This window comes from Paenibacillus agilis (assembly GCF_007786455.1).
GTDB classification, from domain to species: Bacteria; Bacillota; Bacilli; order Paenibacillales; family Paenibacillaceae; genus Paenibacillus_B; species Paenibacillus_B agilis.
In genome coordinates this window covers 55,586-78,390 of the sequence record NZ_VNJK01000003.1, presented here as the reverse complement: position 1 = coordinate 78,390, position 22,805 = coordinate 55,586, and the positions used below count along the sequence as shown (strand labels likewise).

Sequence of the window (22,805 nt, the reverse complement as noted above, 5' to 3'; positions counted from 1 at the left end):
CCCCCGCTACCGACGGCTGTTAACTCTTTCTTCTCCAAATATAAATTCCACCAACAGCTAACAAGAGAACAGCACCGATTGGTGTCCACCAATTGGTTGTAGATGTTGAGCTAGTGCTAGAATCCTTTGTTTCATCAACTTTAGCCGATGCTGTCTTCACTACTCCTTCTTTAACAGTCGCTACTTTTTCGTTGGCTGGATCAGACTGCGCACCTAATGTCTTCACCTCGGCTGTACTGCTAACTGCCAGCTGAGTAGCTGGCAGTTGCTCATTTACCTTGGATGAAGTTGTTGCAGTTTCCGCTGTTTTCTTCTCGCTGCTAATTACGCCTGCAGAAGAAGTCGCCTTCTCCTTTGTTAGCTCGCCCCCTGTGTCAGCAGCTGTTTTCTTGGTGTTAGGAGTTGAGTTGGGCTTTTTGTTAACAGGTGGCTTTGTAGTTGTTGATGGCTTCTTAGTAGTTGGTGGCTTCTTGCTTGCAGGAGGTTTCTTAGCATCTGGTTTTTTCTTATCTTCTGGCTTTTTCTTTTTCGGCACTTCTTTCGTTTCTTTTTCTGGTGCAGGCTTGTTCGTAGAAGAATTATCTTTCGGGACCACAACAGGAGCTGGTTCCTGCTTCTTCTCTACTTCTTTTACCTCTTTAAACGATTTCATATCGAATACAATTCGAATCGTATAATCATGGTCGTAATCAATTTCGGGTACAGTAACATGTATTTTAGATATAATCGGACTTGTTACATCCGCTTCAAACTCTACTAACCTTTTATCAGCCTTTGTATCGGACTCAATTAATTTGGTATCCACATGGCTCCCATTGCTTGGCACTTTGAACTCTGTTACCCATTTACTATGATTAATGGTCATTCGCACTGTCGCTTTTCCATCCTTAATAACTACCGTCGCAGGCTTCTCCCAATAATCATTAGCGATAGAGACATTATCATTTTCTGCTTGCAAAATGACGTAGTCCGCCGTATAAGTCCCATTATTCAACTTTGTTTCAGCAAAGGCCGCTCCCGGCAGCACCATTGTCCATATCCATAACGCTGCCAGTATGCCGGCAACCGTAGTCCGTAATTTCAAAGCCATTCACTCCTCTAATTTTAATTCACATTAATGATAATGATAATTATTATCAATTGTAATCCTATCAACAGCTACTCGTTACGTCAACAACTTTTTTGTATAATTATCCAACCTAATAGACTGATTATTTACTCAATCTCCCTACTCCTTCTATTTAGACGCTCTTGAGTACTCCTTGAACTGTTCACCTATCTTCAAAGTTCGCATGCAGGTGGGCATCAAGAGTTGCCTCTCGATGCCCACCCGGACAATCGTTACACACTTTGAGGCTCAGCTTGCTGCAAGGGCCGACGAACAACTTTCACATCATAGAATAAAATCTTGTTTGAAATGATATAATCCGGAATTTCGCGGTGCGAATGCGACTCACGGAAAGCTTCACTGCGTGTCCACGCCTGGAAGTCTTCTTTGCTCTCCCATCTTGTACTTACCGTCACTTCATCGTAATCTTTTGTATTCTCAGTCATCATCACTTCTAGGCCAAGAAAGCCTTTCATTCCTTCTACCTTGCCCACCTTATTAAAGCGCTCGATCAGTTTTTCTCCATTGCCCTTCTTAATTTGTGATACATTCGTAACGATAACCATAGTTGTTTCCTCCTTAAATTGTTGTGGGATTGGAACAATGACGGGATATGTGCCTTGTAAATCTATTTTGGCTATCACCCCAAATACATTCAGCATAAAGTGCTGATCGATCACGGATTTTGGTGCTCCGCTGGCAACAATTTTGCCATTCTCCATAGCGATAATGTGGTCGCTGAATGCCGCAGCCTGCTGCAAATCATGAAGTACCATGACAATCGTTAATCCTAGCTTTTGATTAAGCCGTCTCAGCATTTCCATTAATTCCAGCTGATGCGACATATCCAAGTAAGTCGTAGGTTCATCCAACAGAAGGATACGAGACTCTTGCGCCAACGCCATCGCAATCCGAGCCTTCTGCTGCTCTCCCCCGGACAACGTATGGAACATGCGGTCCTCATTATGAGCAATTCCTACGGTTGATATCGCCCACTTGATCGCCTGCTCATCACTCGGTGTCAAGCGACTGCGAAACGATGATTGATGCGGCGCTCGACCAAGCGCAACCAATTCACGTACTGTAATGTCCGGTATTTGGCCTTTATCCTGACCTAGCATGGAAACCATTCGTGCGAACTGATTGCGGGAAAATGCCTTGCCCGGCTCACCCTCATACAGAATCAAACCGCTATCGGGTTTGCTTATCCTTGAAATCATACGCAGCAGCGTTGATTTCCCCGAGCCATTACGGCCAACGATGGCTGTTATAAGGCCGGAAGGTATCGTTTCATTAATTGAGCTCAGCTCGAATCGCTCCAGCTTATATGACAGATCACGTATATCTAACGCCATTAACGTATCAACCTCCTTTTCTTCAGCAGCATGAGGAAAAATGGAGCTCCAATGCACGCAAGCAATACGCCCGCGGGCAGCTCAAGCGGATCGAACCAACTTCGTGCTGCCGTATCTGCAACTACCAACAATACAGCGCCTCCTACCATAGAAAATGGCAGAAGATAGCGGTAATCCTCACCAAGCGCTATCCGAACAGCATGCGGCACAATTAGACCAACAAAGCCGATAAGACCCGCAACACTGACAGCCGCACCTGCCAGTAAAGACGCTAATGCAATGATGAGAAACCTCTGACGTTCCACATGCTGTCCAAGTGATTGCGCCGACTGATCGCCAAGCATGAGCAGATTCGACGTCTTGGCCGCGAACGGTACGAGTCCCAGTCCGATAATCGCATAGGGCAGAAGGAATTCCAGATGCGGCCAGCTCCTACCGCTCAACCCACCCGCCAACCATGGAATTACACTCTGAATTCGATCACTGTTCAACACCATAACCCCATTCATAACTCCACCCAACAGTGCATTAACAGCGATTCCGGCAAGCACAATCTTTACAGGGGAGCTTCCCCCATCCCAAGCCAACACATATATGACTAGAGAAGCTACCAGTGCACCGATAAAAGCAAAACCTGGGAGCATATAGCTGAATTGCGGAAACAACACCAATGCAATGACAGCTGCTAATCCCCCGCCAGCTGAGACGCCGACAATACCTGGATCTGCAAGCGGATTCCTCATAACACCCTGGAGCAACGCTCCGGAAGCTGCTAAGCATGCCCCTGCCAGCAATCCAACTAGCACGCGGGGAAGCCTAATGTTCCATATGATCGCTTCGTGAGCTGCTTCTCCTTCACCGAACAGAACGCGCCAAATTTCCACAACGGATATTTGAACGGAACCACTTCCTACTCCATACAACATCGCAGCCAGCAGCAGCGGTACTGCTGCGAGAGCCATCCAACGCCTTCGTTTATTTCTAGTTTGAACATTCATAAGGCCAACCGTTCCTTTATCCACTTCACCGCATCAACCACTCGTGTCCCGGGGTTCGTACCGAATAAGTCTGCGGGAAGCACATGAACTCGTCCGTCGCGTACTGCTGCTATGGAATGCCACGACGGATTGCCCTCCATCTCTTTGATAAAGCCCTTTTCTACGTCCTCTGAGTCTCCATGCGTCATAATCAAAATGACATCTGGATCAGCCTCAACGACCCGCTCCGTATTTAATTGCGCGTACTGAGGAAAGTTCTGCATGCTAGGAAACTGACCCGCTACATTTATACCGCCTGCCGTTTCCAGCACATTCCCTGCCAGTGAATTAGGCAGCGCTGCTAAATAAGTACCCGGAGCGCCGTACACCATCAGCACTCGCTTTTTGGCAGCAGAAGGATCTTCTTTCAATTTGCCGATCCCAGTGTCCAGCTTGGCTGTAAGCTCCGCAGCTTTAGCCTCCTTGCCTAGCAGCTTGCCGAACAACTCAATCTGCCTCCGAATATCCGCAATGGAATTGGCATGTGTTAATACAACTTTAGCTCCAATACCATTTAACTGAGGAATGTCATTGGCGTTTATCGGTGCATTGCCTAGAACAACATCAGGATGTAGAACCGCAATTTTCTCCAAATCAACCGTATGTACGGAACCGACGATGGGAATGTCCTTCATCGCTTCGTTCTGTAGACCTGCATTATCCTTGGGCCTTCCTACTACAGTGCCGCCAAGCGCATAGATAATATCGACCTCTCCATTGCCCAGTGCGACGATTCGTTCTGGAGTTTTATCGAATGCGACCTTACGATCAGCAAAATCAACAAGAACAACCTCTCCATTACCTTCTCCCTTTTCTGCCCCCCCTGTGCTGCAGCCTGTTACTATTCCTAACAGCAGCAATGCAGGCAACAACATTCCTACGCAGCGTCTCATCGTTGCTTTCAATGTTTCAGTCCTCCAAACGGCTTGCAAATGAGAGTGATTATCAATGGAAACTTCAATAGGATTTTACTTCTTAATTGTGAACGGAGCATGAATTTCTGATTACATTTTTGACCTTCAATAGCTCTTAATGGCTGATGCAAACCAAAGAATCATGTTGAAAAAATTTGTAATCTAAAGTTCATTCTCCGTTCATATTGAGGTAGTAAACTTTGAGCTGTAGTCAAATCGGTTCTATGGTTCAGGAATGGATAATCGTTTAGATTTTTCATTGAGAATGATAATCATTAACGAAGATTGATGTTATTTTTCTAAATTGAACCGAACCTATTCGGAAGGAGGGGCCTCTCAGACTATAAAGATAGATTGTATGATCAAGGGATGGTAGAAGTTCTTTTTATGTAAGGTTGCAATACAGTACGTAAAAAAATAATAGGGAGTGTGTTTATAATGTTGAAAATTGCTTCTTTCAAAAAAATGAGTTTCTCTATGTTGTTGGCTTTTACTTTGGTACTCATTCTTGCTATTCCTGCTAACGCAGCATCCTATGCGGTACAGTTCCTTAATAGTTCTGGTGCACCTTCCACTCATTCAAGCAAATATATTGAAGGCGGAGTCGTAGATGTAACAGGTACAGCAGGCAACTACACAGTTACATTTAAGATGAAAAATTCAGATCCTGCCTTCCCTCTTATTCCTATCAGCTACAATCACCTGAAAGTTGATCTGAACGGAACTCCAGCTGGTGACGGCGTCTATGAAGTAAATTCTACTAGAACTGTATCTGGCGGATTCACATACTTCACTTTCAGCGGTGTAAACAATGTGACTGACAACATTCCTGTTCTATTGCATGTAAATGCTGGCGGCTTCCACTCTAAAGAATATGCTTTGTTTGTAGATTGGAAATAATAGCAGCGAAATGCTACAACGTTCTATAACAGCAATATTGAAGAACCGCTTCATGGCATAATGCCGTCGAGCGGTTCTTTTCTTTTGTATACAGCAGCGCAAAAAAATCCCCACTGACCAACCACGATTCCTCTTACTAACTGATAGAACCGTGATTGACGATGTGGGGATTACTTTGTGTCACCCTACCTCTTGCATGATAGAAGATGAACCCTATTTCTTGGTTGTATCTGCCTTACTTGTACTTGCCGCTGTTTGATGATCCAGCATACGAAGCACTAACGTCACTGCTTCTGCTCTCGTCGCTGTAGCATTTGGTTCAAATCGATTGTTCGCTTTGCCGTGAATCAAACCAGCTTCTACCGCTGCTGTTACAGCCTTAAGCGCCCATACTGGAATGCTCTTAGCATCCGCAAATATTGACGACGCCTTGTCATTCAGCTTCAATTTAACAGCTCTAGCGATAATGACAGCCAGTTCAGCTCTAGTCATCGTTTTGTCCGCTTGGAACGTTCCGTCTTTATAACCTATGACTAGTCCATTTTTTACTGCCAAGGAAACGTGCTTGCTTGCCCATGCTGGAATTTCCCCTGCGTCTTTGAAGCTTAAATCGCTAGCGTTTCCTTCTAACTTCAATGCACGACTAATCATAGCTGCGAATTCAGCGCGAGTAATAGACTTATTAGGACGGAAATTCCCGTCTTTAAATCCTGAAGCAATACCAAGTTTCACTGCACGGTCAATATGTTTGGCTGCCCAATGGTTTTTCGTATCGCCAAAGCTCGGCTGTTCTTTTCCAGTACTTCCTTTTCCATCTGTGCCTCCTGCAGCACCCTCTATTTGCTTGTCCTTCTCTCCTTCACCAGGCTTTTTCCCGTTTTCAGCATCTGGAATTCCAGGGAATCCAGCGCCAGGAATAGGCAGGCCGGGTCCTGAGACGTTACCGTCGGTACCTGTACCAGGAACAGATGGACCGCTAGCAGGCGTAATGGTTCCTTCTATAAATACAAATTGAATCCCGTAAGTGTGATGATAATTTACTTCTGGCCAGTCGATTCTAACCGTTCCATTGTGCTTTCCTGATAACGTTGGGAGCGAAAAAGCTACAATCCGTGTGTTCCTCTGATGATCGACACTTACCACACTACCGCCGTTTCCATTTATCGTTAGCGTGTGGATTTCCTTACTCCGTTTCACCGTAAATGATACTGTTCTGTTCTTCCCTATTACATGGAGTAATGCTGGGCTAACCACATAATTGTTGGCAATCGAGCCACTCTCCGTGCCAGCTTTAAGAATTCGGAACTGAATGTGATAGAAACCGTCTTTAAGCGCACCGCCTGGCTGTTGCCCATTTCCATAAGGCGTTACACTGCTATTATCGAAACGGAAACGGAAATCATATTCATTAAAATTATTTTGCGATGCCCAATTGAATTTCGCCCAGCCTTTTGTATCAACTGTCAAATCAGTAACTGGGAAACTAACTAATCTTGTGTTATCTTTCGTATTTGTACTTACGACCTCAACATTTTGACCATTCACCTTCATTTCCGGTATTTCTACGCTTTGTTTAAGGATTACAAAAATCTTTTTCACGCCACCGGAAATATTCAGTCTTGCAGGAGAAACAACATAATTATTCAGCACGGAGGCTTCTTCTTTATCTGTCTTCAATACCGTAAATGTAATGTTATAATCGCCATCCTTAAGGTCATTAGCCGTGTACATGGAAGCTTTAAACGTTTGTACAGCTACTTGCAATGCTGTCAAAGATGCTACAGTCTGATCATTTGTATTTGGTCCATTAACTGATATTTTCCCAGCTGTTTTAATCGCAGCATGTAATGCTGCCTTCGCAGTGTCCGAGTATTGGCCCGGATTTGTACCTGTTACTGCATTGTTCAAAAGGTTGGAGGCATCGTATATAGCCGCCTGAAGAGCTGTGTTATCTACGCCGTTAAAATTAAAGCGAATATCATGTATTACTTCGGTTGAGTTTCCTTGATTAGAAGTAACCACTTTTACTTTTGCTTTCACCAGCTGTGATAAATCACTTGCTGCAAACTGAATAACTCGACTATTCGCCGCTGCGTTCTCACTGACAACCTCTGCATTTTTAAATACACCACCCGCTACCACTTGCAACTCCTTAACGGAAGAACTGTCGTTAATCGTCAATCTCACAACTTGTTGTCCATCCTTTTGTGGAATGACCTGTGCAGGCTTAACGAGTTTCCCGTCAATGGTCGAAAATGCTTCTTCACTAGCATGCAAAGTAGAGAAATACAAGTCGTATTCTACTTGTGCAACTGCTTTGAACGCATCGAAAGCTGTCTTTAACTTAGCTTCTGCGTTTAAAATAGCAGGTCTCTCCGCATTCAGATTTTCCGAAATTGGCGTCACTTCTTGAATAGCAGCCTCTAGTTCAGCTTTCGCCTTATCAAAGGCTGCTTGATCTGCATTTGGAAGCTTCGGTGCATCTTTGTATTTTCGCTGGACGGATGCAAGCGATTGCTGCAATCTCTCATGAATAATTCGATTAAAACTGAGATATAAGGAATGCTTTGCCCCATTGACCTTGAACATAATATGGCCGAGTCCTGACCAGTCAGTATCCTTGTTAGCATCTGGATTTTTAATCATCCATTGATAAACGGTTGTACCTTCTGGGAAATTCGGGTGAATCGTGACTGCAGACAGCATATTCGCCTGCTCAAATAACTCTGGGCTCCTGTAAGTACCATCATTCCATGGCATAAACCAATACACTTTGTTTTCGTCCGGAGTAACATTCAACATAATATTGGCCCGAACGCCACCCAATGATTCCTTATTAATCGAATCTGTAATTGTTGTAACTTCAGCTTTCACTTCACTTGCTAGAGCAGATTCTTTCTTTGTTTCATCTGGTGTATCCAATACATACAAGCGGAACGGTTCGCTAGCAACATACCTATGTTTGACCGCCATTTCATGATCACGGTTAATGGCAGTTACTAGATTGTCTATCTCCGTTTGTGAAGCCACTGGATTCGCTAGAAGTTGCTTCCCTACTGCTACTTTTTCTTTTAATGGTTCAATATACTCATGTGGATATTCACCCTCAACAATCCCCGCGAGTACAGCGCCAGGTGTTCCATTTGCTTGCCCGTTGGTTGTTGCCGTGCTAAGGAACGTAGTCATAGATTCAATTGCATTTTTAAGTACTGTCTTATTCGCTTGTTTCTGTAGAGAGCGAAAACTAGCAAGCTGCTTATCCAACTCTGCATAAATAACCCCATATGTCGCTTCATCCCCTGGAGTTGTTACTGCTAGGTTGGTTTCCGCATTTGTAATTGCCACTTTCAAAACTTCCCGGCTGCCAACTGGAAACTGCCCCAAATCCGGACCCTCTACACTAGAGTCATACACAGACTTAGTTACTGTGATAAGTTCATTCAATTTATCCAACGTAACAGGTCCAATTACGGGACCACCATTTCCGGGATCCCCTCCGCCATCACTTGGAATTTGACTTGTATCGATATTAATTTGTGCATGATACCAATGATTATAATTAATAGATGGAATATCAATGTGCATAACGACATCTTGTAACTTGGATATATCTGAGATGCCATAACGTACTATTTTTCTGGAAGCGTCTGCACCATTACTTACTGTGGCATCTAAATAGCCCGTTTTGTCTTTAATAACCGAGTCAACAATCGTTGCTTTAGGTACCCCCGCTGGTCGATACCCCAAATACTTAAAATGACCAAGATTATTGATTTCGATTTCATGTTCGAACCAAATGACTCCATTTTGCACGATTAGTTTCCCCTTCGTGCCCGGAATTTTCATATACATATTGGCTGTCGAAACGCTTGTTTTTCCATCCTCCAAAAAGTTGAAATCAACCGGATATTCCCCATTTGGAATGGATGAATTCGTCAAGTTGGCTGCCGAGACGGTCACACTACCGATTGGAATGAGCGTCATGAGCAAGACCAGTGATAGACATATTATTGCTGATTTTTTAAACCACTTTTTCAATGGTACACACCCCTCAATATGGATATATTTAATTCTTCCGTACCGCCATTGCTTCTGCATATACAGTGCAGACCATCCACCCCCTTCTTGATGAATACACTTGGGAAACTTGTGATCGAATGTCGCGTTGCTGTATACGTTCTAAAGCGTGTTATATAACCCAAACAAAAATGATAATCATTATCAATTAATGGGCAAAAAAAATAGCATTGCTTCTGCTACTTTAGACGTGGCTACATTCAGCTCTTAGCTTACAAGTCAAATATGAACGGAGTATGAACTTTAGATTACACTTTTTGTCGCATTGTGCTGTGTGGAGCAGATCAAGCAAAGTTAACATTCTCTTATTTACAAATAAAAGAACACCTAGACATTACTGTCTGGGTGTTCCTTGTATCTGGGGTATACTTTGTTGTTCTACTTATTTAACATCAACGTACTCGCTTCATCAATATCGTACAGGGTTCCTTTGTTATTATTCACAAGCCGAATGATTTGCTCGTATGCTGAACCGCTATTTGGAGCGATTGCATCAAAAATAATTTTATTCTCTGATAGCTTGGAACTAATTTGATCAATAGTATGGCTTGATTTTTCTGGAGATTTATTTTTCTCATGTACAGTAGCATCGGTTACGAAAATAATTCGCTTCGCATTTTTAGAGACCGATAACTTTTCCGCTGCCATATGTATAGCCTCTAGTCCCGACTCAGGCACGTCTGCTCCACCGGCAGCTTCTAATTTCTCCAAATTTGATTTTAATACGTGTTTATTGTTAGTAAATGAATAAAACTCTAATTCTTTATAATTAGGATCAAAAATATTAGTGTCACGATAGGCTACAATTGCGAAATTAGATCCATTTGGAACGGAATCCACAAAGTTTTTTACCGTTTCTTTAATATGATCGATAACTCCTCCCATACTTCCAGTAACGTCAATGACGAATATAATATCCGTAGATGTGGTAATATGTTTTGATATCTTACCTAAAATAGCCGAAGAGCTGGAGCCTTCAGACACCGCTGATTTTTCGCTTTCTACTATTGTAGAAATGGATGGCTCATTTTGAAATACAATAACCGAGTTTGCCGCCACATTCCATTCTACCTTCCCACCAAGAGCCTCACTTACAAAACGTACAGGCACCATGGTAACTCCGTTAACTAATTTGGGAGCTGTACTCATTGTAATAGCCGTTCCATTTATATAGGCAACGTTGGAGCCAAGATTTAAGACTATCGTTGTACCTTCTCTACTCGCTGTAATCATGCGAAGATTACTGTTCCATTTCACTTTTGCTCCCAACGATTCAAAAATAGATCTGAACGGTACAAGTACATTTCCGTTTACACTTACTGGTGCTTGCTTATATGCTTGCAGATGACCTTCAATAAATACATTAATTTGTTTAGCTTCAGTGTTGACCGGAATAAAGACTGGACTCGAAACTGCAAAGCCACCTGATTGATTGATCGTTTTTAAGTAAATATAGTATCCCCCGGTCGGCAACCCTAACTTGCTTATTGAAATGGATGAAGATGCTCCTGCTTCAACACGAATCCGCCTAACGACCTCTTCACGGACATTTTTTACGATTAAATAAGAGGTATAGGTTGGTTGCTTAGCCTGAATGGATATGTTCACTGTAAACGTATTATTTTTGTTAATCTTAATTGAGCCAGGATAGCCCTTTCCACTTATCAGTAAAAATGGCTGCCCTACCTCTGTACCTATAGATCCAGATCCACTACTCGGAACTGAAGTTTCCGTTCCTCCTTCAGACGGAGGATTCACTTCTGCTTCTCTAGATGGAAGATTTACTCCCGCTTCATTAGAATTCGGTTGATTTATTACCCCACTAGAAGATGGGTGTTCTGCCTTCCCTCCATTGGAGGGATTCTTCTCTCCTTCTTCATTGGGTGTGTTTACTCCGGTTCCTCCCGAAGTTGTTTGCTCAGTAACCCCACCGTAGGAGGGTTTCTCTATATTTCCACCAGAAGGATAATGTGTGCCAATAACCGAAGATTCAGGGAAATAGAAATATAATTTTGTACCAGCGAAAGGTGCCGTACGTTTCTCTTTTATCGTGATCGTAAGCTCTTCCTGATTGAAAATGAACTCCGTGCTGGGTACTTTCTGATTGTTTATGTATAAGCTCACTTTTTTACTAGAATTCAACTTATAATTGGTATGTAGTTTAAAAACACGTGTAGTCCCATCTCCTGGGGAAAGAGCATGCCCAATATGGCTTACACCCGATAATCGCTCACTCCATTCGAAGGATGGGTTTATCTCATATGTGAAGTGAAGCTCCGCTCCAATGTCTGGCGCCTTATTTAGTGTAATCATGTAGTTATTATAATCAACCATATATTCTGTTGGATCGATTTCTTGTGCGTTAATAAACAACCGAAGGTTGGCATTACTCGCTGTAATTTTATTTTTGGTCTTAAACGTAAACACGCGGTTCTGCCCATCTCCATCAGCTAGAATGTGAACCAGATTGTCGTGCTTCCGGTACTCAAGCGCACTATAAGCATTCGTAGTTCTTGTCCAAGTGGCGAGGCTCCCGACAAACATAACCATGACTAAAAACAACAAGCTTACTCGATTACACTTCATACTCTCTCTCACTCCGTTTTCACTGAAAATTGAAGTTTTATTTCGCAACTTACCCCTTTAATTGGAAATACAATTCAAAAATCACCTTATCACATATAACAACTGCCTTACAGTGAAACATTCCCATATTTTGAATACCAACAGCAATATATGTATTGCTGACACCATCCGTAGCCCTCTCATTTATCACTCTACTATGCGGACGGATTGTCCTCATAGATACTCTTCCATCATCCTAGCCGGCTAACATAAAAAGCCGACCATATATGATCGGCTAGTTCATTTATAATGCTATATCTATAATTACCGAAAAATTTGTCTTCTCATCCACATCGTTGCAACCCACTTTTCCCCTTGCATTACGGGCGTACCTGCATGCAAAGTGGAATCATTTAATTCATGATTATCGTAAAAGTATTCAAAGTAGACAGCTGTCCCTTTGTTAGGAAACACAGAAAGATTCAGCATAGGGAACGTCGTTTCGCCGCCTTCCTCCACATCATTTAAGTACATAACGAGTGTACTTATACGATTGTTGGCACTTGCGCGACTCGTTTCTGCAAAGAAATCATGATGAGGCTTATACTCTTGACCTGGGGTATACTGCAATATTTGCAAGCCATCGCCATGCGAAATAGGAATATTCATAATTTGAGAGATTCGCTTCTCAATTTTTGCAACTGTCTCACTTTCCTCGCAGAATACTCCGCTGCTCGTTCTGATTTGATCGACCGAACGATCTTTTCCTATTTTAGAGCGCTGCAATTTTTCCCTAGATTGTTCAATGAGCTCGTCGCATTCCTCATCGCTAAGCATGTTTCCTAATACAACAACTAGCGGTTCCTCATACTTGGCAAGGATTCGAATTTCTCGATCCTCGGTCTTGATCGTATTTTCAACGTGATCAAATATCGTCCGCTCTTTCTCCGTCGTGTTCCCTATCATGCTTATGCACCTCCCATATCATGGCATCCATATCAATGATAATGTACCATAAAATGGTTTATTGTGCGGATTAACGTAATAAAAGTTATAGGAATACACGTGTTGAAATACCTAATGCTGATATACCTACACGCGGCGTGGCTACCATACACGTACATTTGTATAGTTCTTTATAAAACATAGAAGGAAAGGAGAAACTAATAAAAGAAACTAGTAAGGAAGTCAAACTATAGGAGGCCATTATGGGAAGAATCGTTCATTTTGAAATTCACGTAGATGATATGGAGCGTGCTAAAAAGTTTTATGGCCAGATATTTGGATGGACATTCGAAGATTGGAGCGAATATGCGGGAACGCCGTATTTTGGCGCGGTGACAGGCGATACAAATGAGATGGGCATCAACGGTGCTTTGATGCAGCGCAAAGGCCCGCCTCCAGAACCAGGTCAGCCTATGAATGGTTATGCGTGTACGGTTGGAATCGGAGACTACGATTCTACGGAAGAGAAAATTGTTAGTCTTGGAGGCAAGGTCGTTGTGCAGAAGCATGCGCTCCCTGGCATGGCGTGGCAAGGGTATTGCATAGATACGGAAGGAAATGTATTCGGCATTCATCAGCCGGATAAGAATGCGAAATAGTGTGTTTCGTTATATGGATCAGACCCCGACCACATGAGGTCGGGGTCTTCATGGGAGAGGAGAGGGGCTATCTGTCCCTCCCTTAACTCTGTTCACGATACTTTATCCTCATCCGAAGATAAATGTAGCTGAACATTAATTCCGTTCTCCTACGTGATATTATTCTCCGATGCATCCTCAATCACTCCATACGCATAGAACTCCCCACTGACAGGTTCAATCATTTTTTCCACAAGCAAAAAAGCATAATCAGTTCTACATATGTATGGCAATAAAGGGCCAATTAAGTTAGAATCATTAGAAAATCATTTTTTTCCATAAAATAGGAGGGTTAATGGTAAACCTACCGCTACCACATACAAACATTAAAGGACTCAGGAAAAAAAGGCGAGTTATGATATCCGCCTTACTGGTAATTGCCACGCTGTTTTTATTTAGCGGAGATTCTCCTGTTCCCATCAATGATCATCAGCCACCTCATTCTTTACATTCAGGAAAGAAGCATCAAGTAATTCCTCAATTATCGGGTACCGAACTCGTTCAGAGACGCATTGAACAAGTAGCCCATCGAATGGAGGTTCCTGGCGTTATTGCCGTGGCGAAGAGAAATGGCGAATTGTTTTCATATGCAGCAGGTGAAGCGAGTATCGAAGATAAGAAACCAATTAAGACAACCCACGCCTTTCGAATAGCTAGTGTAACCAAAACCTTTGTAGCTACCGTTGTATTGCAATTAGTAGAGGAACAGAAACTTAGCTTAGAGGATACGGTAGAAGAATGGCTACCGGGAATTGTTCAGGGTAACGGATATGACGGTAATAAAATTACCATTCGACAATTATTAAATCATACGAGTGGGATTCCCGACTACATCACCGAGGATTTTTATATCAAATTTCATAAGGACTCTTTTCGTACCTTTATGGTGGAAGAACTTATCCAAGAGGCCCTATCCGCCAAACCTTTGTTTGATCCAGGGACATCATGGGCATATTCCAATACAAACACTCTGCTAGTGGGGCAAATTATTGAACAAGTAACAGAAGAGCCGTATCGTTATCAAATAAAAAAACGAATCATTGATCCACTAGAACTTGCATGCACGTCCCTTCCAGACCAAAATTTTTATATTCCTTGTGCACATGCAAGAGGATACATACATTCAGCAGAACAGCTCTATGATTATACAGAACATAGTCCTACTTGGTTGAATGCAGCCGGAGAAATGATCTCGACAGCTGAGGATTTGGTTATTTTTTATGAAGCTCTATTAGGAGGACGGCTACTAAAGCCTGAGCAACTACAAGAAATGCTGACAACTGTTGAAACGCCTTGGAACACAAACTATGGACTAGGTATTGAAGAGTTCAGGCTATATGATGGTCCATCCGTATGGGGACATGGTGGAAGTACTCATGGATTTACAACTGCTGTAAGAGCATCTCGTAATGGTCGTCATGTGATAGCTGTTAACGCTAATGTGTCTTTTGATACAGGATATGTTAGTTTTGATGGAATTATAGAAGCTGAGATGAAACGTCAGTAGTTATGTTGCTCCGCAAATGTGAATTGGTTGTCTATCCGTCCAAAAAACCATAATAAAAAGCCGATTTCAATATATCGGCTTTTTAACTACTGGAAGTAATAATAGTAATTTATGTCCATTACCTTTGCCCACAATGTTATATCCTTCCCAACGTTTGGAACTAGCTTTAGCTATCCACTAACTCCATGCCCAACCACCGTCACAAAGAGGAAGAGGAAGACTGCCATTGAGGTATTAATAATTTCGCTAAGCATGAGTGATTTAGACATTTTAGTCGGTGATTTCGGAAAAATACCGGCTAAGTCAATAATGTACACGACAAAGTATAGAACAGCGATTATTTGCGTGATGAAAATGGCATACGGATGTGAAATCAACAAAAGGTAGCACGCGATAAACGAAGTGATCCCGAGTGTGATAAGAAACAGATTAAACCCCCAGAACACCCCTCCTTTTAGCCCTGAGAAATCTCTATTCTCAATCGGTCCCCCCGGTACCAATATCGCCAATAATGTTACATTTAAAAACACTAGCAAACTTGCCATGATCATGATGTCCTGCATCGTTACCCCTTCCTCTCGTCCAGTGGTGTGTCTCAAGATTAGCAGGAAGGAATCAAACTGTATTGTAAAAAACAAGCATCTATTTTCAGACGTTGTCTACTTCTGACCATGCCATATATAACGAAGGGTTAATTCATGTGGTAGCTTCTCTAACTCTTTGACGGTTTTGCCTGCAAATTTTTTGGATATTTTGATGAGGTGAGACTGATCATAGTAACGATACTGAATATCCTTCCTCAATCCTTCGTCCTCAGCATGTTTTCTGAACTTTACAATATCTCCATAGGCCTTTGGGGTCAGTCCAATATGTTTTTTGAAAAAGCGCTCCAACGTACTTAATGAAATACAAAAAAATTGTGCCATACTCACAATGTTCAAACTTTCATACTCTTGTTCTAAATAAGTAAGCATTTTCTCTATGCGGCTAGTATTCTTTTTATTCAAAGCTATTTTATGCAATAAATAATGATTGATTGCTGTGATATGTTGCTTCACATCTTTAGAATTCATCATCATTCGGTACAGATCATCTAGATCGGGGTCCACATCGATAGCATCTACGATTCGCTCTGTCAATTCGAGACTGGCTACATCGAACAATTGTATAAACCCTAACGGAGTTAATGAGATCCCAATTTGATACAACTGTTGTCCATATCGAACCTGTTTTGCCCTCTTTATTTGACCAATCACAGCCGCGTTGGGGATCGCCACTCCCTGATCTTCTCCCACCAGCCTATAAGCAGACCTATAATTGAAAATGATATTGATGTGCCCCAGCGGCATGATAATATCTTCTCTGTTGATATCCTCGAGAAAGTCGAAGTCTACGACCCAGATATAGTCCACTATCTTATGCAAGCCTTTTATAGGTTCAAAAGTTCGAATCATCGTATGTATCTCCTTCTGACATCTGTACTCACTCCCTTTTCCTACTCCAAAAAAAACACCCAGACCTCATACGGTTTGGGTGTTCTTGATTTTGGCGGAGACGTGAGCTGTAGCTCCTCAGCAAATCCACGATTCGTTACTTTAGATTTCCTGTAAAGCGCAGCTACCATTAGCCTTCTATATATTGCGCATCAAAATGCTCTGCTATTTCTATCATCTTCTGAAAAATAATCTCATGTGATACTGCTACATAGAGATCTCCCTCATAATATCGGAATGGAATTGTTGCCTCTCCTACATGCCAAAGAAAGAAATCTCCTTGAATGGTCATCGTCGTTTCAGCCGATCGGAAGGAATACTCCTTTGTATATTCAAAGTCCGGTTGCGTTCCAAAATAGCTTTTATATTCATCAACAGACATCACTTGATCAGGGTGATTACCGTCAGCATTTCTCGTAATTCGATATCTAGTATTCATCTAATACCTCCACTACCTTTCATACGTTATCCCTATTGTATACGATATAGATAAGCAAACGCCACTGTCTACGGATGTAGTCACATTTTTAGGTCATCCTATAGAGAAAAATCAGTAACGCCCTTCTTATATGCATATTTCAGCGTATAGGTTTCTTCTTTTCCATAGGGCATTGTAGCGATTTTGATACGAGTATAATCAAGCCTGCTATCTTTTAATACTCTCTTCACCAAGGCAATACTCCGTTCTTCTTCCGTAACAACACAAAATATATTAAGAGCATACTTTTTCGGGTCGGAAATGCATTGCCCCATATCTGAGCCATCGACATAGCCTAAGTTAACATCTGCTAGAGATATCTCCAAGTATTCCATTACTTTATCTCTTAACCAGTGGTCACGTTGACTGCTTTTCGCACTTTTCAGTGGATATTGTACCACTAACCAGAATTTTTCACTCATTCAGATTCACCAGCCAATCTACAGTTAATATATGTAATTCCGTTACGTGAGCAAAGATCTGGCGCTAGTTACAGTTTTGATTTCACCTGAAATATCACCCTATCAACTGATGGTTACGATAATCAAACATATCCCGATGAAGAGACATAATGGGGAATACAATAATGTGTCCCATTTGGCAAATAAGGTACCTTTCTGTTTCTTAAAGAAGCCAATCCAGCGAAAATCCCCGACGGCTCGTAAAATGAATACCCCTGATAAAATCCAACCCCCATAAAGAAATAACCAATCAGGGAATATTAGCCCCTCCATGACTTCTCCAAGCTCTAACACAAACAAACCTGCTAAAGTTAATGCCCCCGCCACAACACCTGTAGCCATTTTCGTCGGTCGAAACTTTATTTCTGAACCATCGCTTGGTATCGCTGCCAGAAACCCTCTTCTCCCGCCTACCACCCAATACAGATGAATTCCACTCAGTAAAAACAGAATTATGCCTACAATCCCCGCGAAAATACTCGCCATTATACTCCCCCCCTTTACATTCCCAATAAATGTGCCCTCAGCATTTTAATATGACGGTCTAGTTCTTCATCTTCAACCTGATCCTTCTTGAATCGTTCATACCACCCCAAATAATAGTGATATAAAATATGAGATTTTTGCTCAGCAACTTCGGGATCCATTCCAACTTTTTTAAAGAGTGCCGCAGCATAGCTCATTCTCGTTTGCTCGATCGTTTCAAGCATTGTATAAAAGGCTGTGGCCTCCTCACTCAGCTTCCTTAAATAAAATAAAAAATCGCCTTTTCGTGTCACAGAGAACATTTCGATCAGCATCTTCGTAATTTGATCCTCTGCATTCTCAGGCTCGGACGAACTTAGGATAACTTGCTGTGTCGATAATTCTACCCACCGTTCTATCAACCTCGCAATAAACTCATCCCGACTTTTGAAATACCAATAGAAGCTGCTCTTGCTGCAACCTAATTCTGATGACATTTTTTCGATGACTAAGCCATTTACTCCGCTTTGTGCAAATTGCCTCATCCCTATTTCAATCCATTGAAGCTCCGTGACAATAACTTTTGGAATCCCACTCGCCTCCTCTTCTGTACGATACCGTCTAGAAAAAGGATACTCTTATTTATGGAAAAATTCAACAACTGCACGATAACGTTCATAAAATCGTCTCCAATTATTCAAGTGCTTGCAAGCATAGCAAAAATCTAACCCTCATGCCTCAGGTGGGTTGGATTTTCATAATAGAGGCGACTCGACGATGACAACCTTCACTCCACGCACAAAAAAGAACACCCAGACCTCTTGCGGTCTGGGTGTTCTTGGTTTTTTGGTGGAGGCGAGGGGGTGTTGGTGTCTAGATTAACCGTCCCTGATGCTATTCTCTGTAGTATTGCCTTACGGTTGACACCAACGCCGTGCTCGTTCGCTGATGATTTCCTTTGTAGCTTCTCAACCGCTACCTGTGCGCGGACGAACCCTTACAGGGGTTTAACTCCCTTCAATTCGCCTCCAACGCAAAAAGCCGACCTCATGCGGTCGGCTTAATGATGGTGGAGGCGAGGGGAGTCGAACCCCTGTCCGAAGATAACGGCACATGAGCTTCTACGGGTGTAGTAACAGTTTTGATGTCACCCTAGGAACTCCCTGTTACCGGATTCCCTTCAGGTCAGCCTGATTGTCTTCTTCAGCACACCCCAGGCGGAGATGTGACAGCGTATCCCACTAAAGTTGAGCCCCTATCCCGCCACATGGGCGATGGAGAGTAGAGGCACGCTAACAGGTTATTAAGCTGCTAAAGCGTAGTTGTTTTGTGTTTTGCCGTTTAATAGGCTTTAGCGTTGATGAAGCGGACGCGTCCCCACTACCCGCTACCCATGCTCGAACTATCCCCGTCGAATCCAAAAACGCCCCCATAGTGTAAGCGACTGGCTCACCCATCTGGGGTTACCGTCTTTAGATTAAGGAAGTCGAAGCATCGATAGAATGTATCGTATGTTCAAACTCAAACCTTATTCTATTATCAAGGTACCGGCGGCTTCAGCAAGTTCTGTTGACCGCCGCCGACAAATTTATTATAACACAAACTCATCATAAGTGTTAGTGATCTTCTTACCAGTGCTGCTACCCGCTTCCTTGGATGACCTTGCTAAGCAAGGCACATTAGCGAGCCACAATAAACTGCAACACTACAGCTGCATTTAATACTTCTGCTTCTCACGCAGCGCACGCTGGATCTGACGCTGTGCATCGCGCTTTGCAGATGTCTCACGCTTGTCGTAGTTCTTCTTACCACGGCCAAGACCAATCAACAGCTTCGCATAACCGTTGCGCGTATAAATCTTAAGCGGCACAAGCGTATAGCCTTCCTGCTTCGTCAGTCCAAGCAGCTTCATAATTTGCGACTTATGCAGTAGCAACTTACGTGCACGTGTAGGGTCCGTCGGATTGTGGCGATTGCCCTGCTCGAACGGACTGATATGCATATTGTTCACAAAAGCTTCGCCGTTGCGGATCGTCGCGAACGCATCACTCATATTCGCTCTACCATTGCGCAAAGACTTAATCTCCGTACCTGTCAGCACGATACCCGCCTCATACGTGTCCTCAATAAAATAATCGTGGGACGCCTTCTTGTTCTGAGCCAGCGGCTTGCTCTCAACCTTCTTCGACATAACCTACCCTCCATTGCCAAGCATAATTATCACCCGCCAGAACAGATACTCCAGCAAAGTGTAGAATAATATTATACCAAATGGATGGGGTTGCCTACAACATCTAAGTACATCCCAAAGCGAAACCTTGTCCGATTCCTGTTCTGAACAGACCAAGCGCCAACCAAGACACCCCTATGATACTACCTGCAAGTTCGATAACCTCAACCCTTATTTGCCTCGGACTTCCAATACCTCGTCCATTGCCGCAAGCCGCTCCACCACATCGACCGCATCAAGCTTCGGTGGAATCACGACCTCAAGCTTAAGCGATGTTTGACGTTTCATCGTCACCGTTTCCTTAAGTTCAACCCCATCCACATTTCCAGACTGTGCACCTTGCGCACCTGCTGTTCCTGTTCCATTTGCTCCAGCTACTCCAGATGACACCTCAACACCACTGGCTCCAGCCTCGCTTTGCTGCCACACCTTGCGCGACTGTGCACCGATCTCCTTCGTAACGTCAACTCGGTCTATCTCTACCTTCATCGAAGCAAGCATCTCACGAATCGAAGACAGCAGCGTTCCATCATCCATGCCACGAATGCGGAATGTATAATGCAAACTCGCCGCACGGCCCTGAAACTCCATTTTATTCATCAGCCAAAGCGCAATAATCGTAAGTACACATGTCAGTAAAGCACCATAATAAAACCCCGCGCCAACCGATAATCCAATCGCAGCCGCGACCCAGATCGATGCCGCTGTCGTAAGTCCTTTTACAGATAATCCGTCTCGAATAATCGTCCCTGCTCCAAGGAATCCAATACCGCTTATCACTTGCGCAGATAGACGAGCCGGGTCCATTCGTACATTATCTTCGTCCACGAACATGGAGAAGCCGTATAAAGATAACAGCATAATAAGTGCAGAGCCCATGCTTACGAGCATGTGCGTACGTACACCTGCTGCGTGGCGGCTGCGCTCCCGCTCCAATCCGATAATACCACCTAGCAGTGCAGCCAGTACGAGTCGCTGTGTCAACGGCCACCAATCTATAACCCATGGGTTCATTGCTGCATCGCTCCTTTCCTCACTCTTATTATATGTATAATTGCATCCATATATATGATCGTAATGGTTAATACCTTTAATTATTTAGCATCTGTATTACTTTAAACAGACAGTCACTAGGTTGTTCATAAGACTTTCAACATTTTCATTGTATTTCCTGCATACATAAAAAGCTTATAACGATATGCAAAGAACCTTCGACACCACGACAGAAGTGGAACAGAAGGTTCTTCACATCAATCATCTTATTACTTAAGGTCACTAACTATATACCCGAAAACAATCTGCATCAATCTAATTAAGACACTGTCAATCGATGCATGAGTGAGGAGATAAATTAGTGAACGTCCATTTTACCAACATTGGAGCAGACATTTCACTGATCCCTTGCTGCAAGCAGCAGCATACTAAGCACTAATCATACATCGAAAAATATACAGCGTTTGCTGTTATCGCTTCTTCCGCACGAACTTTGCCGTGTTGTTTTTCGACTTACCGCGCTTATGTGCCGCCTGCTCTGCATCACCAGAACGATTACGTGCGGCTTGAGGCGAATCCTCACCGACGAATACACCACTTTCAGATATACTGCGTCTGCCGCGCTTGCCGCCGCCTAGTTGACCACGACCTGAACGGTAGTCACCACCTCGGTCAAAGCCTGAGTCTCTACCGCCCTCTTGGCCAGTTGAAGAGGAACCCCGTGAACGACCATATCCACCTTTGCCAGATCCAAAATCAAAGCGATTGCTGCCAGACTCACGCTCTGCATCTTTCACAAGGCGATCTACCCAGTTCGCATCATCATGAGCATCTGTTCTTTCCTTACGCCCATTGTCGCGAGCACTCGCTTCATTGTTGCCAAAGGTAATGCCACCTTGACCGCGTTGACGTTGGGATGGTTTAGCATAAGGGTTAATATTGGACTGGCCTCTCTCGCGGCCATTGCGGCCGCGCTTATTGCGCTCACGCCATTCCCCTTGGTTATACCATACCTCTTCTTCGCGTCTTGCGCCGCCAGCTTCGTGATCATGCTGTTTGCCATCTTGATTGCTTGAACCCCACGCATCATTAAATCCATCTTGATATCCGTGACGTCCAGCATTGCGACCGGATCCGCCTTGTTGAGTAGAACCACCAGCGTACAAGAAGCGTCCTCCCTGATTATCCAGCTCAGCAGCTCCAGGTCCGTGCCCGTCTCCTCGTCCATTGCGCGCGTGCAGACGACCATCTCGACCGTCATTGTGATCACGACGTCCTTTACCACCGCGTTGATCATCACCACGACCAAAGCGTTCATTGCGACCGCCTTGTCCCTGTCCCTGACCACCGCGACCGGCATCATGACGATCGCCACGTCCTCCGCCGTAAACTCCGCCATCGCGGCCACGACGTCCATCTCTTGCAGCTCCACCACGTGCTTCGCCACTGCGGCCACTTTGTCCGCCACTGCCAGCTCTATCTCCACGACCGCCTTGTCCACCGCGACCTGCGTTAGCTCCGCCTGCTTGGCCTCGGCGTCCATCTCGGCCTGTGCCGCCACTCGCTTCGCCGCCGCGGC

General features: G+C 43.6%; 18 protein-coding genes and 1 other RNA gene. 3 read left to right on the top strand and 16 right to left on the bottom strand.

Annotated elements, in window-relative coordinates; all coding sequences use genetic code 11:
- Positions 1-19 precede the first annotated feature (19 nt).
- The 4 genes from FPZ44_RS19370 to FPZ44_RS19355 form a co-directional block, all read right to left on the bottom strand.
- Entirely contained in the window at positions 20-1,084 is a 1,065-nt protein-coding gene (locus tag FPZ44_RS19370) for an NEAT domain-containing protein (protein WP_186786150.1), read from the bottom strand.
- A 257-nt stretch (positions 1,085-1,341) separates the two neighbouring features.
- Positions 1,342-2,463: a heme oxygenase gene (isdG, locus tag FPZ44_RS27040; protein ID WP_144992906.1), complete on the bottom strand. Its 1,122-nt coding sequence runs from the start codon at positions 2,461-2,463 to the stop codon at positions 1,342-1,344.
- Positions 2,463-3,461, bottom strand: a complete 999-nt coding sequence (locus tag FPZ44_RS19360; RefSeq protein ID WP_144992904.1) for a FecCD family ABC transporter permease — start codon at positions 3,459-3,461, stop codon at positions 2,463-2,465. The genes isdG and FPZ44_RS19360 overlap by 1 nt, the downstream gene beginning before the upstream one ends.
- Complete coding sequence (locus tag FPZ44_RS19355) at positions 3,458-4,393, bottom strand: ABC transporter substrate-binding protein (RefSeq protein ID WP_144993676.1); 936 nt, start codon at positions 4,391-4,393, stop codon at positions 3,458-3,460. Before FPZ44_RS19355 ends, FPZ44_RS19360 begins: the two co-directional genes overlap by 4 nt.
- Positions 4,394-4,852: 459 nt before the next feature.
- Here FPZ44_RS19355 and FPZ44_RS19350 point away from each other — a divergent pair, with 459 nt between their 5' ends.
- Positions 4,853-5,314, top strand: coding sequence for a hypothetical protein (locus tag FPZ44_RS19350; RefSeq protein ID WP_144992902.1), 462 nt, complete (start codon positions 4,853-4,855; stop codon positions 5,312-5,314).
- A gap of 213 nt (positions 5,315-5,527) precedes the next feature.
- Here FPZ44_RS19350 and FPZ44_RS19345 read toward each other — a convergent pair whose 3' ends face one another.
- The 3 genes from FPZ44_RS19345 to FPZ44_RS19335 form a co-directional block, all read right to left on the bottom strand.
- Positions 5,528-9,352, bottom strand: a complete 3,825-nt coding sequence (locus FPZ44_RS19345) for an NEAT domain-containing protein (protein ID WP_186786149.1) — start codon at positions 9,350-9,352, stop codon at positions 5,528-5,530.
- Between the two features lie 417 nt (positions 9,353-9,769).
- Positions 9,770-11,977 carry a stalk domain-containing protein gene (locus FPZ44_RS19340; RefSeq protein WP_144992898.1) on the bottom strand — a complete coding sequence of 736 codons (2,208 nt, stop codon included), beginning with the start codon at positions 11,975-11,977 and terminating at the stop codon, positions 9,770-9,772.
- A gap of 303 nt (positions 11,978-12,280) precedes the next feature.
- Positions 12,281-12,922: a 2OG-Fe(II) oxygenase gene (locus FPZ44_RS19335; protein WP_144992896.1), complete on the bottom strand. Its 642-nt coding sequence runs from the start codon at positions 12,920-12,922 to the stop codon at positions 12,281-12,283.
- A gap of 242 nt (positions 12,923-13,164) precedes the next feature.
- Here FPZ44_RS19335 and FPZ44_RS19330 point away from each other — a divergent pair, with 242 nt between their 5' ends.
- Together FPZ44_RS19330 and FPZ44_RS19325 are read left to right on the top strand one after the other, a co-directional pair.
- Positions 13,165-13,560, top strand: coding sequence for a VOC family protein (locus FPZ44_RS19330; RefSeq protein ID WP_144992894.1), 396 nt, complete (start codon positions 13,165-13,167; stop codon positions 13,558-13,560).
- 334 nt (positions 13,561-13,894) lie between these two features.
- On the top strand, positions 13,895-15,106 hold the full coding sequence (locus FPZ44_RS19325; RefSeq protein ID WP_144992892.1) for a serine hydrolase domain-containing protein: 1,212 nt from the start codon (positions 13,895-13,897) through the stop codon (positions 15,104-15,106).
- 170 nt (positions 15,107-15,276) lie between these two features.
- Here FPZ44_RS19325 and FPZ44_RS19320 read toward each other — a convergent pair whose 3' ends face one another.
- From FPZ44_RS19320 to FPZ44_RS19280, 9 genes are all read right to left on the bottom strand, one after another.
- Positions 15,277-15,669, bottom strand: coding sequence for a DUF8051 family protein (locus FPZ44_RS19320; protein WP_144992890.1), 393 nt, complete (start codon positions 15,667-15,669; stop codon positions 15,277-15,279).
- A 96-nt stretch (positions 15,670-15,765) separates the two neighbouring features.
- The gene (locus FPZ44_RS19315) at positions 15,766-16,560 is read right to left on the bottom strand and encodes a helix-turn-helix domain-containing protein (RefSeq protein ID WP_144992887.1); all 795 of its coding nucleotides are present in this window, start codon (positions 16,558-16,560) and stop codon (positions 15,766-15,768) included.
- A 169-nt stretch (positions 16,561-16,729) separates the two neighbouring features.
- Positions 16,730-17,038 carry a hypothetical protein gene (locus FPZ44_RS19310; protein ID WP_144992885.1) on the bottom strand — a complete coding sequence of 103 codons (309 nt, stop codon included), beginning with the start codon at positions 17,036-17,038 and terminating at the stop codon, positions 16,730-16,732.
- A gap of 98 nt (positions 17,039-17,136) precedes the next feature.
- Entirely contained in the window at positions 17,137-17,499 is a 363-nt protein-coding gene (locus FPZ44_RS19305) for a hypothetical protein (protein WP_144992883.1), read from the bottom strand.
- Positions 17,500-17,601: 102 nt separating this feature from the next.
- Positions 17,602-18,024: a DUF3995 domain-containing protein gene (locus tag FPZ44_RS19300; protein ID WP_144992881.1), complete on the bottom strand. Its 423-nt coding sequence runs from the start codon at positions 18,022-18,024 to the stop codon at positions 17,602-17,604.
- A 14-nt stretch (positions 18,025-18,038) separates the two neighbouring features.
- Complete coding sequence (locus tag FPZ44_RS19295) at positions 18,039-18,548, bottom strand: TetR/AcrR family transcriptional regulator (RefSeq protein ID WP_144992879.1); 510 nt, start codon at positions 18,546-18,548, stop codon at positions 18,039-18,041.
- A gap of 522 nt (positions 18,549-19,070) precedes the next feature.
- Positions 19,071-19,434: a transfer-messenger RNA gene (gene ssrA / locus FPZ44_RS19290) on the bottom strand.
- A 286-nt stretch (positions 19,435-19,720) separates the two neighbouring features.
- Positions 19,721-20,194: an SsrA-binding protein SmpB gene (gene smpB / locus FPZ44_RS19285; RefSeq protein WP_144992877.1), complete on the bottom strand. Its 474-nt coding sequence runs from the start codon at positions 20,192-20,194 to the stop codon at positions 19,721-19,723.
- Positions 20,195-20,404: 210 nt separating this feature from the next.
- A complete protein-coding gene (locus FPZ44_RS19280; RefSeq protein ID WP_144992876.1) occupies positions 20,405-21,247 on the bottom strand; it encodes an MgtC/SapB family protein in 843 nt (280 codons plus the stop codon).
- Positions 21,248-22,805: the final 1,558 nt, after the last annotated feature.